This is a genomic window from Methylobacterium sp. D53M, assembly GCF_053345625.1.
Window position 1 is genome coordinate 108,410 of the sequence record NZ_JBKFAL010000004.1, and the last position, 14,643, is coordinate 123,052.

Genomic DNA, 14,643 nt, shown 5'->3' on the forward strand with positions numbered 1-14,643 from the left:
TTCTGAGGCGGGCGACGGCGCGCGCGCCGGCCTCCGCGAACCGCGTCATTGTACGGGAAACGGCGAAACCAAATACAACTGAAAGTTAGCGTTAATCATTCTACCAGAAGCTGCATCTCGTTCCTGCTTGCCGACCAACGGGTTGCAGGGCCGGATCGGAATCGCTCCCCGGCCGCGCAGCAATGGAGTTCCAGATGCGTCCCTTGACCGTCGTCCCGGTTATGCCGCGGACTGCGATGATCGCTGTCCTCCGTCCGGGCGCCGCCCGCGCGATCCCGATCGCGGCCGGGCTCCTGCTCTGCACGGCCCTGGCGACGCCCGCTCAGGCGCAGCTCCTGCGCGGCGCCTTGGATACAACTTCGAATGGCATCCTCGGCACCGGGCTCACGATCGGCACGAGCAGCCCCGGCAGCGGTGTGCTCGGAACCGGCCTCAATGTCGGGACGACCAATGGCGGGCTTCTCGGCACGGGCGTCACGGTCGGTACCACAGATCCCGGCACCGGCGTGCTGGGGACCGGCCTCAACGTAGGAACCACCAGCGGGGGTGTGCTCGGGACCGGCGTGCTCGTCGGCACGACCGGTCCGGGAGACGGGCTGCTCGGCACCGGTCTCACCCTGGGAACCGCGGGAGGGACCGGAACGGGCGGCTGCGGCACATGCGGCGGCACCGGCGGGGGTGGGACCGGCGGAGGCGGAACCGGTGGTGGTACCGGTGGCGGGTCCAATCAGGGCATCTACATCATCACCGGCAACGTGACGCAGTCCCAGGGGCAGACCGTCATCAACGAACTGAGGCTCTCGCAGCTCACGAGCGTTACGGGCGTCGCCGCCAACAACACCAGCAACCAGGCCGCGCCGATCGCCGTCGGCAGCGACGCGCTGGCGGTGGGCTACGGTTCGAGCGCGGCCGGGACGGCCTCGACCGCGGTCGGCACGGGCGCCAGCGCCGCCAACACCGGCAGCGTCGCCCTCGGCTACGCGGCCAGCGCGCAGGGCCTCGGCGGAACGGCGATCGGCACGGCCTCCGCGGCGTCCGGAGCCGGCAGCACCGCCCTGGGCTTCGTCGCCGGCGCGACCGGGACCGGATCCACCGCCGTCGGTGCGGCCGCCTCGGCGGCCGGCAACAACAGCGTCGCGCTCGGCAACGGGGCGGCCGCCAACCAGGCCAACACGATCGCGATCGGTGCGAACGTGAAGACGACCCAGGCCAACCAGGTCGCGATCGGCAATTCCGCGAACACCTACAGGCTCGCCGGCATCGCCTCGCAGGCGAGCGCCGCCGCGCAGAGCGGAGCGACGGCCTTCGTGACCACGGACGCGAACGGCAACCTCGCGGCCTCGGCCTACGGACCGTCGACGATCGCCGGCCTCGGTAACCGGATCGATTCGGTGCAGGCGCAGGTCAACAACCTGGAAGCCAAGACCGACTCGGTCCAGCGCTACGCCATCCAGACCCGCAAGGAGGCCCGGCAGGGCGTCGCCATGGCCATCGCGATGGCGACCGCGCCGATGCCGTCGGCGCCGGGCAAGACGACCTGGGCCACCAACGGGGCGACCTACCGGGGCGAGTGGGCGGGCGGCCTCGCGGTGGCGCACCGGTTGCCGACCTGCTGCGTCCCGATCGCGGTGACCGCGGGCGTGGCCTACGGCGGCGACAACGCCGTCGGTGTCCGCGCCGGCCTCGCGGGCGAGTTCTGACGCGACCATCGCCGCCAGGGACGCGCATGATTTCGTCCTTGCGCGGCGGGAAAGGACCGCGATAGTGTCAAGCAATGCTGACACTCGCGGTCGACCATCGGGTTGCGCAAGAGATCGATCGGCGCCCGCACGCCGTCGTGGTCGGCTCGGGCTTCGGCGGCCTCGCCGCGGCGGTCCGGCTGGGCGCGCGCGGCTATCGGGTCACCGTGCTGGAGCGCCTCGCGCAGCCCGGGGGACGGGCCCGCGTCCACCGGCAGGACGGCTTCACCTTCGACGCCGGTCCGACCATCGTCACCGCGCCCCAGCTCTTCGAGGAGTTGTGGCAGCTCGCCGGCCGCAGGCTCGCCGACGACGTGACGCTGGTGCCGATGGATCCGTTCTACCGGATCCGCTTCGCCGACGGCACGTCCTTCGCCTACAGCGGCGACGTGGACCGGATGCGCGCCGAGGTGGCCCGCTTCGCGCCGGACGACGTCGCGGGGTACGAGCGCTTCATGGCGCACAGCCGCGCCGTCTGCCGGATCGGGTTCGAGCAGCTCGGACACGTGCCGTTCGGCAGTGTCGGCGCGATGCTCAAGATCGCGCCCGATCTGCTGCGCCTCTCGGGACACCGCTCGGTGCACGACGTGGTGGCGCGCTTCATCCGCGACGAGCGGCTGCGCACGGTCTTCAGCTTCCATCCGCTCCTGATCGGCGGCAACCCGTTCCGGGCCAGCGCCATCTACTGCCTGATCGCCGACCTCGAGCGGCGCTGGGGCGTTCACTTCGCGATGGGCGGTACGGGGCAGCTGGTCGACGGGCTGGTGCGGCTGATCCGGTCGCAGGGCGGCCGCCTGCGCCTCGGCGTCGAGGTCGCGCGCATCCGGGTCGAGGCGGGGGCGGCCACCGGCGTCGACCTGACCGGCGGCGAGACGATCGCGGCCGACGTCGTGGTGTCCAACGCCGATTCGGCCGTGACGCACGCGCGCCTGCTTCCGGAGGCGCAGCGCTGGAGCCCGGGGCGGTTCCAGCGAGCCCGCTCGTCGATGGGACTGTTCGTCTGGTACTTCGGCACCAAGCGGCGCTACCCGGCGGTGGATCATCACACGATCCTGCTCGGGCCCCGATACCGCGGCCTGCTCGCCGACATCTTCGACCGCAAGGTGCTGGCCGAGGACGCGAGCCTCTACCTGCACCGTCCGACCGCCACCGATCCGAGCCTCGCCCCACCGGGATGCGACGCCTTCTACGTGCTGGCCCCGGTGCCGAACCTCGCCGGCGGCCAGGATTGGCAGACCCTCGCCGAACCGTACCGGCGCCGGATCGCCGCCCTGCTCGAGGCGAGCGTGATGCCCGGCCTGTCGGAGGCCATCGTGACCTCGAAGGTGACGACGCCGCTGGATTTCCAGGACGATTTCCTGAGCTACCGGGGCTCCGGATTCGGCCTGGAGCCGGTGCTGACGCAATCGGCCTGGTTCCGTCCGCACAACCGGTCGAGCGCAGTCCGCAACCTCTACCTCGTTGGGGCCGGCACGCATCCGGGGGCCGGCCTCCCCGGGGTGCTGTCCTCCGCCCGCATCCTCGACAGCGTGGTCCCCGATGCCCGCGTTACCGCCTGAATTCGCCGCCGCGGCCGACCGGACCGCCTGCCGGTTGGCGATCCGGGCCGGCTCGAAGAGCTTCTTCGCGGCCGGCCAGCTGCTGCCGGCCGACATGCGCGAGGCGGCTTACGGCCTCTACGCCTTCTGCCGGCTGTCCGACGATCTCGTCGACGATGCGGCGAGCCCGGCCGACCGGCGCGGCGCCGTGGCGCGCCTCGAGGCCCGAATCGGCCAGGCCTACGCGGGCCGTCCCGCCGACGCCCCGGCGGACCGCGCCTTCGCGGAGATCGTCGCGGCCCACGCGATCCCGGAAGCGCTGCCGCGCGCGCTGATCGAAGGCTTCGCCTGGGACGCCGAGGGCCGGCGCTACGCCGATCTCGGGGCGCTCCACGCCTACGCTGCCCGGGTCGCGGGCTCGGTCGGGGCGATGATGGCCCTGATCATGGGGACCCGCTGTCCCGACGCGCTGGCCCGCGCCTGCGATCTCGGCGCCGCGATGCAGCTCACCAACATCGCGCGCGACGTCGGCGAGGACGCGCGGATGGGCCGCCTCTACCTGCCGCTGGACTGGATGCGGGAGGCGGGGCTCGATCCGGACGCGTTCCTCGCCGGTCCGCGGCCGAGCGCGGCCCTGGCCGGCGTGGTGGCCCGCCTCCTCGCCGAGGCGGACAGCCTCTACGCGCGCGCCGAGGCGGGCATCGCGGTGCTGCCGCGCGGCTGCCGGCCCTCGATCCGGGCGGCGGGGCTGATCTACGCCGAGATCGGCCGGGTCGTCGCGGCGCAGGGCTACGATTCGGTCCGCCACCGCGCCCGGGTCACGACGGCGCGGAAGCTCGCCCTGATCGTCCGCGCGATCCGAACGCCCTCGGACGCGGCCGGCCTCGGCGCGGCCCCGCTTCCCGAGACGGCGTTCCTGATCGAGGCCGTGGCGGCCGAGCCGGTCCTGCCGATGCGCGCGCGCCCGGCGCTGCGGCCCTGGTGGGACGTCGGCGGCCGGGTCGTGCACGTCCTCGACCTGATCGAGCGGATGCGCGAGCGCGAGGCGTTCGGCCGCTCCGCACCGTCCTGATCGACGCGGCGGAGGCTCATCGGTGCGCGACGGGCTATTCGCCGCCCTCGATATCGGACTCGTCTTCGCCCTGGCGCTGGGTGTCGGGGTCTGGCAGCTCATCGCGGTCCGCCGCAGCATCCGCCGCGACCGGGACGGCAAGGTGGATTGAGGCCACGGTTACCGACGGCGGCCTCCGAGCCGTGACGGCGGGGTGAGCCGCTCCCCCGCGATCCGGCCGCCCTCATCCGTCGCGATCACGCGGTCGGCGGATTCGGCGAGCGCGACGTCGCCCTCCAGCAGGCACCCGACCGGGCGGCCGTCCACGAAGCCGAGCCGCACCCGGATCTCGGACAGGCGGCCCATAGCCCGACCCTGCAGGATCCGGATCGGACGGTCGTCCGGCTCGATGAGGCCGTCCTGCAACAGCCCGAAGGCCAGGGCGGCGGCCGCGATGCCCGTGGCGGCGTCCTCGGGATAGCCGGAGGCGCGGGGAAACTGCCGCGCCTCGAACAGCCGGGCCGGGCCGTCGAGCACGGCGTAGGGGTAGAGCCCGGTCGACCCGATCCGCGTGCAGGCAGCCTCGACGGCATCGCTGGCGGGCGCGAGGGCGTTCAGCGCCGCCGCGTCGCGCATCGGCACGAGCGTCTTGATCCGGGACGTCACAGCGTTGTGGACCGGCCGCGCAGCGAGGGCGTCGCGCCCGATTCCGAGCGCCGCTTGGGCTGCGGCGCTCTGCTCGTCCGCCAGGGGCCGCACGCGGCCGACCGACTGCGTGATCGCGACGCTCCAAGCATCCGCGCCGCGCGGGCTGACGAACCCCGTTACGGAACCGCTGCCGGTGGCGATGCGGACCGACCCCTCCGGGAGGCGCCCCTCGCGGGCGAGCACCCACAGGACGCCGATCGTGGCGTGGGCGCACATCTCCATCTCGTGGTTCGGCACGAAGAAGCGGAGGTGCAGATCGTGGGCCGGGTCATCGGCCGGCAGCGCGAAGCCCGATTCGTGGCCGTACCGCCGGGCGACGCCCCGCATGGCCTCCGCGTCGAGGGCCCGCGCGTCGGAGACGACGGGACAGGGATTGCCGCCCGTGCCGGCGTGCGTGAAGACGTCGACCACAGTCACGCGGGGCATCGGCCGGCCCTCACTGGAGGTGGCGGGTATAGGTGTCGCCGGCCGCCGTCTTGAGGGCCGCGCCCGCCTCACGGCCGATCCGCTCCGCCTCCGCGACGGGCCCCTGCCGGGACGCCGCCCAGTGGCGGCTGCCGTCGGGCAGGAAGAGCAGCCCGTCGATCCGCAGAGTGTCCCCGTCGATCTGCGCGAGGGCGGCGATGGGCGTCCGGCAGGACCCGTCGAGTTCCGCGAGCAGCGCCCGCTCGGCCGAGACCGCGATGGTGGTCCGCGCGCAGGCGATGGGCGCCAGGAGGTCGCGGATCGCCGCGTCGTCCGAGCGGCACTCGATGCCCAGGGCGCCCTGCGCCACGGCCGGCAGCATCTCCTCGACCGACAGGACGCTCCGCGCCATGCTCTCCAGGCCGAGGCGCTCCAGGCCCGCGATGGCGAGGAGCGTCGCGTCGCACTCGCCGGCCTCGAGCTTGCGCATCCGGGTGTTGGCGTTGCCCCGCAGCGGGACCACTCGGAGATCGGGCCGCCGCATCAGCACCTGCGCGCCGCGGCGGAGCGACGAGGTCCCGACCCGAGCGCCGGCCGGCAGCCCCGCCAATCCGTCGGCGTGCGGCGACAGGAACGCGTCCCGCGGGTCGTCGCGCGCGAGGATGCAGGCGATGGTGAGGCCGTCGGGGAGCCAGGTCTCCACGTCCTTCATCGAATGCACGGCGACGTCGACCTCGCCAGCGAACAAGGCCTGTTCCAGCTCCTTGGTGAACAGGCCCTTGCCGCCGATCTCGGACAGGGGCCGGTCCAGGATCTTGTCGGCCACGGTGGTCACGACCACCAGTTCGGTCTCGAGGCCCGGATTGGCCGCCACGATCCGGTCCCGCACCATCCCGGTCTGCGCGAGCGCCATCGGAGAGCCGCGGGTGCCGATGCGCAGGGGGCGGTTCAACATCTGTTCCGGATCGCTTCGCTGGACGAGACACTGCCTTATAGACCGAGCGCGGCGGCAGGCCACATTCCGTCAATCGGTTTCGGGCCAGGGTCTCGCGGCCGTGAAGGCGGCCCGCCCCGCTTTCGCCGGACTGCGCGCCTAGCGGGACCCCGGCGGGTTCTGGAGCCTACAGGTCTTATCGCGATGCTGATCATGCCGAGCCGCCGGCATTTCCTGACCGGGCTCGGCGTGGGCGCCGGCCTCACCGCCGCGACGGGCGTCTACGCCTTCGACGTCGAGCCGCTGCACCGGCTCGTGGTCACGTCCTACGCGCCGTCCCTGCCGCGCTGGGATCCGGCGCTGCGCCTGCGGGTGGCGGTGCTGGCGGATTTCCACATCTGCGAGCCGTACATGCCGTTCGACCGGGTGGCGGAGATCGTCGCGGCCACCAATGCCCTCGCGCCCGATCTGGTCCTGCTGCTCGGCGACTACCCGGCCGGGCGCATCGCGTGGCGCAAGCTGCCGCTCGACCAGTTCGCCCGGATGATGACCGAGCTGAAGGCGCCCCTCGGCACGCACGCGATCCTCGGCAACCACGATTGGTGGGACGACCACGCCGTCCAGCGGGCCGGCCGCGGCGTTCCGGCGGTGCGGCGCCTGCTGGAGGCGCAGGGCATCCCGGTCCTGGAGAATCAGGCTGTGCGCCTCGTGAAGGACGGGCGGCCGTTCTGGCTGGCCGGGCTCGGCGACCAGCTGCCGTTCCTCAACGCGTGGGGCACGTTCAGCCTGGCCGACCTGCCGCGAACGCTGCGAGCGGTCACGGACTCGGCGCCCGTGATCCTGATGGCCCACGAACCCGACATCTTCGTCTCCGTGCCCGACCGCGTCTCGCTGACCCTCGCCGGCCACACCCATGGCGGCCAGGTCCGGCTGTTCGGCCACGCCCCCGCCATCCGGAAGGTGCGCGGCCACGATTACTCCTACGGCCACATCGTTCAGGACGGCCGCCACATGATCGTCTCGGGCGGTTTCGGGATGAGCCGGATCCCGGTGCGGATGGGCGTCCCGCCGGAGATCGTCCTCCTCGAGCTCGGCACGTCGGACGCGTCCGCGACCGCAAGCTGAGCGCGCGAGCGCGTCACGCGGATGCCGGCGGTCGCCGCATCGGTGAAGTAGATCCAGGCCGCGCACAATGGATGTGTCGCCTGCGCGCGCGACCCCGCAAGTCACAGCGGTCATTCGCAGGCACTGACGCGGGTTTGACACACCGAGATGTGCGTGAGAGCGTCCCGCGTCGATTCGATCTGGGGACGCTCATGCCGATCCTGCTCGGCCTCATCGGGATCATCGTCGCGGGACTGTTCTGGATCTTGCGGACGCACGGGACCGTCAAGGGCCTGCAGGAGGTCAACCGGGACACGAAGGGGCTTCAGCGTCGCGCCGTCTCGACCTTCCAGAACCTCGTGGGGACGCCGTTGCAGCGTGTCCGCGACCCGCGCCTGGCGGCGGTGATCCTGATGATCCAGCTGGTCCGGACCGGCAGCCCCCTCACCGCCAGCGAGAAGACGCGGATCCTCGAATACATGGAGCGTCCGCTCGAGGTGGATCGGATCTCGGCCACCTTCGAGAGGGCCTGGGGCTACACGCAGGCGCGTCTCCCGTTCTCGCAGGTCGCCGACGCCCTGGCGCCGCTGCTGCGCGACGCGCTGACGGTGTCCGAGCGGGGCGAGCTGATCGCGATGCTGACCCAGGTGGCCAGCGCGCATTCCCCGCCCAGCGAGTTACAGCGGGAGGGCATCGCCCGCCTCAAGCGGCGCCTCCTCGTCGGCGAGGGACCCGTCCTGGTCAGGGGACGAGGCGAATCCGCCTGATCCGCATCGGGGTGAGGCGCGGCGCGCCGGAACGCCGCGCCGCTCGCCTTTCCGGACCGCCGCGCTACCTCGCGGGCATGCGCGCGCTCCTGCCTCTCCTCGTCTTCACCGCCCTCTCGGCCGGCGCCGGCCCCGTCCGGGCACAGTCCTGCGACGCGCTCGTCGACAAGGTCACGGCCGAGACGGCGGCCAAGACGGCCGAGCGCCGGAGCGACTACGCGAGCTTCACGGCCGGTCCGGACATGACCCTGACGCTGGCCTGCGGCGGGCCAGACCTGTCGTCTGTGGGCGCGCAGTTTCGCGGGGCGAACCCGCCCGACCGCTACTACGACCTGTTCGGGCAGGCCGGGCACGCGGTGACCGGCATCGACGCCGCCGTGATCACCGAGGCCGCGCACCGAGCCCAGGCGACGGCCACGAAGCTCAGGCACAGCAACGTCGATCTCGGCGGGGCGCGGGTCACCTGCTCGGCGATGGTGTCGCCCGACAAGGGCCCGCTGACGCTGTGCGCGGTGATCGAGAACAGCAACCGCAGCTGAGACCGGCGGCGGCGCGGCCGCCGGCCCGTGCGCCCGCCTCAGAGCGGGATGTTGTCGTGCTTCTTCCAGGGCTGCTCCATCTTCTTGGTGCGGAGCATCCCGAGGGCCTTGGCGATCCGGCGGCGGGTCGAGTGCGGCATGATCACCTCGTCGATGTAGCCGCGCTCGGCCGCCACGAAGGGCGAGAGGAACCGGTCCTCGTACTCGCCGGTGCGCGCCGCGATCTTCTCCGGGTCGCCGATCTCGCTGCGGAAGATGATCTCGACCGCGCCCTTCGCGCCCATCACGGCGATCTGCGCCGTCGGCCACGCGTAGTTCACGTCCGCGCCGACGTGCTTCGACGCCATGACGTCGTAGGCGCCGCCGAAGGCCTTGCGGGTGATGATCGTGACCAGCGGCACCGTCGCCTGCGAGTAGGCGAAGAGCAGCTTGGCGCCGTGCTTGATCAGGCCGCCGTATTCCTGCGCCGTGCCCGGCAGGAAGCCCGGCACGTCCACGAAGGTGACGATCGGGATGCCGAAGGCGTCGCAGTAGCGCACGAAGCGCGCGGCCTTCCGCGAGGCGTCCGAATCGAGCACGCCCGCGAGCACCAGCGGCTGGTTGGCCACGAAGCCGACGGTCCGGCCCTCGATCCGGCCGAACCCGGTGATGATGTTGCGCGCGTAGGCGGACTGGATCTCGAAGAAGTCGCCCTCGTCCACCACGCGGCGGATCAGCTCGCCCATGTCGTAGGGCTTGTTCGGGTTGTCGGGGATCAGCGTGTCGAGGGACGCGTCGATCCGGTTGACGTCGTCGAAGCTCTCGAGCTCCGGCACGCCGTCGATGTTGTTCGCCGGGAGGAAGTCGAGGAGGCGGCGGATCTGGAGGATCGCCTCGACGTCGTTCTCGAAGGACCCGTCGGCGATCGACGACTTGGTGGTGTGGACCTTGGCGCCGCCGAGTTCCTCGGCGGTCACGACCTCGTTGGTGACGGTCTTCACCACGTCGGGGCCGGTCACGAACATGTAGCTCGTGTCGCGAACCATGAAGATGAAGTCGGTCATGGCCGGCGAGTAGACGTCGCCGCCCGCGCAGGGACCCATGATCACCGAGATCTGCGGGATGACGCCCGAGGCCATGACGTTGCGGCGGAACACCTCGCCGTAGCCGCCGAGCGCCGCGACGCCCTCTTGGATGCGCGCGCCGCCGGCGTCGAAGATACCGATGATCGGGGCGCGCATCTTCAGCGCCATGTCCTGAACCTTCACGATCTTCTGGGCATGCGCCTCGGACAGCGAGCCGCCGAATACCGTGAAGTCCTTCGAGAAGAGGAAGACCGTGCGGCCGTTGATCGTGCCCCAGCCGGTCACGACGCCGTCGCCGGGGATCTTCTGCTTCTCCATGCCGAAATCGGTGGAGCGGTGCTGCACGAACATGTCGAACTCCTCGAACGACCCGTGGTCGAGGAGGAGTTCGATGCGCTCGCGCGCCGTCAGCTTGCCGCGCTTGTGCTGGGCCTCGACGCGCTTCTCACCGCCGCCGAGCCGGGCCTGCGCCCGCCGCTCTTCGAGCTTGTCGAGGATGTCCTTCATGGCTGTTCCCGCCCTTCCCCTGCCTGTGACCTGCGACCCGGATCGGGCCGGGTCCAAGCTTATGCGTTCACCGATCGAGCGCCCTTAGCACGCGCTTTTCGGGTGGCAAACCGACGCGGGGAGCCGCGGGATCAGACCTTCGGGGGATAGGGGATGATGGTGGACGGTGCAGGGATCGAACCTGCGACCTTTCCCGTGTGAAGGGAACGCACTACCGCTGTGCTAACCGTCCGTACCGGCGTGCCGCCTGAGCGCACGCCATCGCCGCTCGCCCGTGGGGGCGCCGCGACCCGGTGGCGGGCCTTCTAGAGCGCGGCGGGCCGCGACGTCAAGCGCGGCCGGCGATGTTGGCCGACAGCCGGACGAGCGTTCGAGCAGGCGTCCAGATATGCACCGCACTCGGCTGAGCGCCGCCGTCGCCGGCCCGGGGCACGCCGACGTGCGCGCGCGTGAGGTTGACAAGGGCGCCGGCCCGGTGCGCTGTGCGGGCATGCACGATGGGCCAGCGGGCGCGAAGCCCGGCAGCGACGTGACGGTGGAGGGCGCGGCGAGGCCAGGACGGCCGCGCGTCGCGATCACGTACTGCACCCAATGCAACTGGCTGCTGCGCTCCGCCTGGATGGCGCAGGAACTCCTCTCGACGTTTCGCGATGATCTGGGCGAGGTCGCCCTCGTCCCGGCCACGGGGGGCGCTTTCAACATCCAACTGGACGGGGTGCTCCTGTGGGAACGGGTGCGCGACGGCGGTTTCCCAGACGTGAGAGCGCTGAAGCAGCGCGTGCGCGACCACCTCGACCCGACACGCGATCTCGGTCATATCGACCGGTCATGAGGCGAGGGAACGGCGACGAGCCCGCGTGGCACCGCGGGCCGGGGACGGACCCCGCTTGAGTCCGGACCATCACGCCGAGGGCGCGGGCGTCCCCGCGGTGATTCCCGCGCGCCGTTCCTGGCTGTCGCGGCGGCTGCACCGCTTCGGGCGAAACGGCTTCTCGACCCAGGTCTACCTGATCGCGCTGGTGATCGCGCTGATCGGCCCCGGCCTGCTGTTCACCAGCATCCTGCTGATGCGCTACGCCTCCGCCGAGCGGGCACGGTTCGAGCAGGACGCCCGCGAGAACGTGCGCGGCATCGGCCTGTCCCTGGACCGCGACACCGCCGGTCTCGTGTCGGTGCTGCAGACTCTGGCGACCTCACCGCGGATCCGGCAGGGCGACTTCGAGGCGTTCGACGCCCAGGCGCGCCTCGTCCGCGAATCGATCGACCTGGACGTGCTCCTGCGCCGGCCCAACGGGCAGGAGATGGTGAATACCGGCGTGCCGCGCGGTGCGCCGATGCCGGTCGTGACGCTACCCTTCGACCAGGATCTGGCCCGCGGGACGCAGCGCGCCATGGTGAGCGGCTACGTGCCGGGCCCGACGCCGAGCGAGGCCACCTACGCGGTTGGCGTGCCCGTGATGGTCGACGGCGAGGTCGGCTATATCCTGAGCTTCACCGTCCCCCTGTCGCGCCTGCAGGGCATCCTGTCCCGGGAGGTCGTCCCGGGCTGGACGACGGGGATCAGCGACAGGGCGGGCATCGTCCTGGCGCGCCTGCCCGATCCCGAGGCGGTGGTCGGCAAGCAGCGCCTCGCCAGCCTCCGCCAGGTGCAGTCGTCGACGCCCGGGGTCTGGGAGGGCCAGGATCGCCAGCACAAGCCGGTGGTGGTGATCGAGGCGCGCTCGCGGCTCACCGGCTGGATGGTCGCGACCAGCATCCCGCAGGCCCTCGTCGACGCGCGGGTGCGGCGCTGGATCTGGGCCTTCGCGGGCTTCGGCCTGCTGGTGCTGGCCACCTCGTCGCTCCTGGCGGTGAACCTCTGGTCGCGGGTCTCGCGCCCCCTCCGGCTGCTGGCCGCTTCGGGGCCTGCCCTGGCCCGGGGCGAGGCGATCCCGCGCGTGTCGTCGCCGGTCCACGAGATCCAGCGGCTCGGCGTCGTGCTGTCGGAGGCGTCTCTCCGGCTGCGCACCCGGGAGGAGGAGCGCGACCGGGCGCTCGCCGAGACAAAGCGCGGCCTGAGCGCCCTGAGCGAGTCCGAGGCGCGCTTCCGGCACATGGCCGATTCGGCGCCGGCCCTGATCTGGATGACCGACGAGACCGGCGCGGTCAGCTTCGCCAACCTCCATTTCGAGCACCTGTTCGGGCTGCCGGCCGCACGGTTCAACGACGACGGCTGGCACCAGATCGTGCATCCCGACGACCTGGAGAATTTCCGCAGCGCCTTCACGGAGGCGTTCGAGGCCCGGATCCCGTTCCGCACGGAGGCGCGGGTGATCGACCGGACGGGCGCGGTGCGCTGGCTCCAGTGCGAGGGCGTGCCGCGGCTCGACGACGCCCAGAACTTCCTGGGCTACACCGGCTGCAACATCGACATCACCGACACGAAGAACGCCGAGGAGCACCTCCTGCTCCTGATCCACGAGTTGAACCACCGGGTGAAGAACACCCTGGCGACGGTGCAGTCGATCGCGGCCCAGTCGCTGCGCGGGCTGGAAGGCGCCGAGGCCGACGCGGCGCGCGCCGCCTTCGAGGCGCGCCTCCTCGCCCTGGCGCGGGTGCACGACGTGCTGACCCGGGAGAGCTGGGAGGGGGCGGAACTCTCCGCCGTCGTGGCGGACGCGATCCGGCCGCTGGAGGCCGGCGACGGCCGGGCCTCGCGGTTCCAGGTTCAGGGACCGGCCCTGCGGCTGCCGCCGCGGCTCGCGCTGTCCATCGCCATGGCCCTGCACGAGCTCGGCACGAACGCCGTGAAGTACGGCGCGCTCTCGACCGAGGGCGGCACGGTCGAGATCGCCTGGACGGTGCGGCGCCTGGACGAGATGCAGCTCTCGCTCCGCTGGTCCGAGCGCGGCGGCCCGCCGGTGAAGAAGCCGACGCGGACCGGATTCGGCTCGCGCCTGATCGAGCGCAGTCTGGCGCGCGAGCTCGCCGGCGAGGTGGTGCTGAGCTACGAGCCGACCGGCGTGGTCTGCACCATCGACGCCCCGGTGCCGCCGCCGGGCCTCCTCGAGCGCAAGGGCGTCGCCGCCCCGACGCGGATCGCGCCGCTGCCGCTCGCCGGGTAGGCCACACGGCGCGGCGGGCGCCCGTCAGTGGTACGGGTCGGCAGCGTCGCGCAGGCCGTCGCCCATGAAGTTGAAGGCGAGCACCGTCACCAGCACGGGCAGGACCGGCAGGAGCAGCCAGGGGTAGAGCTGCACCGCCGCGAGATTCTGCGCCTCGTTGAGCAGCACGCCCCAGCTGGTTACCGGCGGTCTGAGTCCGAGGCCCAGGAACGACAGGGCGGTCTCGCCGAGGATCATGGTCGGGATCGACAGCGTCGCCGACGCGATCAGGTGGCTCATGAAGTTCGGGATCAGGTGACGGCCGATCACCCGGGTCGGCGAGGCGCCCATCAGCTCGGCGGCCTGGACGAAATCCTCCTCCCGCAGCGCCAGGAGCTTGCCGCGCACCGCCCGCGCGAGCCCCGGCCAGTCGAGCAGGCCGAGGATCACCGTGATGCCGAAGAAGATCAGCAGCGGGCTCCAGTTCGGCGGCAGCGCCGCCGACAGGGCGAGCCAGAGCGGCAGCTCCGGCAGGGAGCGCACCACCTCGATCAGCCGCTGCACCCCGGCATCGACGATGCCGCCGAAATAGCCCGCGATGCCGCCGAAGAAGAGCCCGAGCGCGAACGAGATGGCGACGCCCACGAGGCCGATGGTGAGGGAGATCCGGGCCCCGTAGATCATGCGCGAGAACAGGTCACGCCCGAGCTTGTCGGTGCCGAGGAGGAACAGCGTGCCGTTCTCCGGCGGGCAGACGAGGTGCAGGTCGGTGCGGACGAGCCCCAGCCAGTCGTAGCCGTCGCCCCGGCAGAGGAAGCGCAGCGGCTGCGGGGCGGCGGCGTCCACCTTGTAGTCCCGGCGGAACGTGTCGAGGTCGAGATGGGCCCGGTAGGGATAGACGAACGGCCCGACGAAGCGGCCCTCGTGGAACAGGTGCACGCCCTGCGGCGGCGCGTAGAGGAAGTCGCCGTTGCGGCGGGCCTGTCCATAGGGCGCGAGCTGCTCGACGAACGGCACGGTCGCGTAGAGCGCGAGCAGGATCAGGGCCGAGGCCACGGCGAGGCGGTGGCGCAGGAACTTGCGGAGGATGAGCCGCCACGCGGAGGCCGTGGCGACCGGGCTCTCGGTCCGGGCCTCCGGCTCGAAAGGCGCCGGATCGACGAAGTGTCCGGATGCGGGCAGCGCGTCGGTCATCGCGGGGCGG

The 14,643-nt window shown here is 71.9% G+C and carries 13 protein-coding genes and 1 tRNA gene; 9 read left to right on the top strand and 5 right to left on the bottom strand.

The features are described 5' to 3' along the window. The first annotated feature begins 236 nt into the window (after positions 1–236). The 4 genes from ACLBYG_RS09625 (at position 237) to ACLBYG_RS09640 (ending at position 4,500) form a co-directional block, all read left to right on the top strand. Positions 237–1,700: a hypothetical protein gene (locus ACLBYG_RS09625; RefSeq protein ID WP_447681330.1), complete on the top strand. Its 1,464-nt coding sequence runs from the start codon at positions 237–239 to the stop codon at positions 1,698–1,700. 74 nt (positions 1,701–1,774) lie between these two features. Beyond that, on the top strand, positions 1,775–3,298 hold the full coding sequence (locus tag ACLBYG_RS09630) for a phytoene desaturase (RefSeq protein ID WP_091976571.1): 1,524 nt from the start codon (positions 1,775–1,777) through the stop codon (positions 3,296–3,298). Next, the gene (locus tag ACLBYG_RS09635) at positions 3,279–4,349 is read left to right on the top strand and encodes a phytoene/squalene synthase family protein (protein ID WP_447681331.1); all 1,071 of its coding nucleotides are present in this window, start codon (positions 3,279–3,281) and stop codon (positions 4,347–4,349) included. Before ACLBYG_RS09630 ends, ACLBYG_RS09635 begins: the two co-directional genes overlap by 20 nt. 22 nt (positions 4,350–4,371) lie before the next feature. Beyond that, positions 4,372–4,500 carry a hypothetical protein gene (locus ACLBYG_RS09640; RefSeq protein ID WP_280141588.1) on the top strand — a complete coding sequence of 43 codons (129 nt, stop codon included), beginning with the start codon at positions 4,372–4,374 and terminating at the stop codon, positions 4,498–4,500. Between the two features lie 8 nt (positions 4,501–4,508). Here the strand turns inward: ACLBYG_RS09640 and ACLBYG_RS09645 are convergent, their stop codons facing one another. Beyond that, complete coding sequence (locus ACLBYG_RS09645; RefSeq protein ID WP_447681332.1) at positions 4,509–5,462, bottom strand: PhzF family phenazine biosynthesis protein; 954 nt, start codon at positions 5,460–5,462, stop codon at positions 4,509–4,511. Positions 5,463–5,472: 10 nt separating this feature from the next. Beyond that, complete coding sequence (gene hemC, locus ACLBYG_RS09650) at positions 5,473–6,396, bottom strand: hydroxymethylbilane synthase (protein ID WP_447681333.1); 924 nt, start codon at positions 6,394–6,396, stop codon at positions 5,473–5,475. A 183-nt stretch (positions 6,397–6,579) separates the two neighbouring features. Here hemC and ACLBYG_RS09655 point away from each other — a divergent pair, with 183 nt between their 5' ends. From ACLBYG_RS09655 to ACLBYG_RS09665, 3 genes are all read left to right on the top strand, one after another. Then, the gene (locus ACLBYG_RS09655) at positions 6,580–7,500 is read left to right on the top strand and encodes a metallophosphoesterase (RefSeq protein WP_447681334.1); all 921 of its coding nucleotides are present in this window, start codon (positions 6,580–6,582) and stop codon (positions 7,498–7,500) included. A 191-nt stretch (positions 7,501–7,691) separates the two neighbouring features. Further along, on the top strand, positions 7,692–8,246 hold the full coding sequence (locus ACLBYG_RS09660) for a tellurite resistance TerB family protein (protein WP_091676961.1): 555 nt from the start codon (positions 7,692–7,694) through the stop codon (positions 8,244–8,246). A 77-nt stretch (positions 8,247–8,323) separates the two neighbouring features. After that, positions 8,324–8,785, top strand: coding sequence for a hypothetical protein (locus ACLBYG_RS09665; RefSeq protein ID WP_020091971.1), 462 nt, complete (start codon positions 8,324–8,326; stop codon positions 8,783–8,785). 38 nt (positions 8,786–8,823) lie between these two features. Here ACLBYG_RS09665 and ACLBYG_RS09670 read toward each other — a convergent pair whose 3' ends face one another. After that, entirely contained in the window at positions 8,824–10,356 is a 1,533-nt protein-coding gene (locus ACLBYG_RS09670; protein ID WP_020091972.1) for an acyl-CoA carboxylase subunit beta, read from the bottom strand. Between the two features lie 157 nt (positions 10,357–10,513). Next, positions 10,514–10,588: transfer RNA gene (locus ACLBYG_RS09675), tRNA-Val, on the bottom strand. Positions 10,589–10,846: 258 nt separating this feature from the next. Between ACLBYG_RS09675 and ACLBYG_RS09680 the strand changes: the two genes are divergently transcribed. Further along, a complete protein-coding gene (locus ACLBYG_RS09680; RefSeq protein WP_447681449.1) occupies positions 10,847–11,188 on the top strand; it encodes a SelT/SelW/SelH family protein in 342 nt (113 codons plus the stop codon). Positions 11,189–11,243: 55 nt separating this feature from the next. Beyond that, entirely contained in the window at positions 11,244–13,460 is a 2,217-nt protein-coding gene (locus tag ACLBYG_RS09685) for a sensor histidine kinase (protein ID WP_447681335.1), read from the top strand. Positions 13,461–13,484: 24 nt separating this feature from the next. Here ACLBYG_RS09685 and ACLBYG_RS09690 read toward each other — a convergent pair whose 3' ends face one another. Further along, positions 13,485–14,633 carry an ABC transporter permease gene (locus ACLBYG_RS09690; RefSeq protein ID WP_447681336.1) on the bottom strand — a complete coding sequence of 383 codons (1,149 nt, stop codon included), beginning with the start codon at positions 14,631–14,633 and terminating at the stop codon, positions 13,485–13,487. Positions 14,634–14,643 lie beyond the last annotated feature (10 nt).

Bases quoted from the DNA above. Each gene is read 5' to 3' on its own strand.
- ACLBYG_RS09625 (WP_447681330.1), top strand. From the start codon at position 237: ATGATCGCTGTCCTCCGTCCGGGCGCCGCCCGCGCGATCCCGATCGCG.
- ACLBYG_RS09630 (WP_091976571.1), top strand. From the start codon at position 1,775: ATGCTGACACTCGCGGTCGACCATCGGGTTGCGCAAGAGATCGATCGG.
- ACLBYG_RS09635 (WP_447681331.1), top strand. From the start codon at position 3,279: ATGCCCGCGTTACCGCCTGAATTCGCCGCCGCGGCCGACCGGACCGCC.
- ACLBYG_RS09645 (WP_447681332.1), bottom strand. From the start codon at position 5,462: ATGCCCCGCGTGACTGTGGTCGACGTCTTCACGCACGCCGGCACGGGC.
- hemC (WP_447681333.1), bottom strand. From the start codon at position 6,396: ATGTTGAACCGCCCCCTGCGCATCGGCACCCGCGGCTCTCCGATGGCG.
- ACLBYG_RS09655 (WP_447681334.1), top strand. From the start codon at position 6,580: ATGCTGATCATGCCGAGCCGCCGGCATTTCCTGACCGGGCTCGGCGTG.
- ACLBYG_RS09660 (WP_091676961.1), top strand. From the start codon at position 7,692: ATGCCGATCCTGCTCGGCCTCATCGGGATCATCGTCGCGGGACTGTTC.
- ACLBYG_RS09665 (WP_020091971.1), top strand. From the start codon at position 8,324: ATGCGCGCGCTCCTGCCTCTCCTCGTCTTCACCGCCCTCTCGGCCGGC.
- ACLBYG_RS09670 (WP_020091972.1), bottom strand. From the start codon at position 10,356: ATGAAGGACATCCTCGACAAGCTCGAAGAGCGGCGGGCGCAGGCCCGG.
- ACLBYG_RS09680 (WP_447681449.1), top strand. From the start codon at position 10,847: ATGCACGATGGGCCAGCGGGCGCGAAGCCCGGCAGCGACGTGACGGTG.
- ACLBYG_RS09690 (WP_447681336.1), bottom strand. From the start codon at position 14,633: ATGACCGACGCGCTGCCCGCATCCGGACACTTCGTCGATCCGGCGCCT.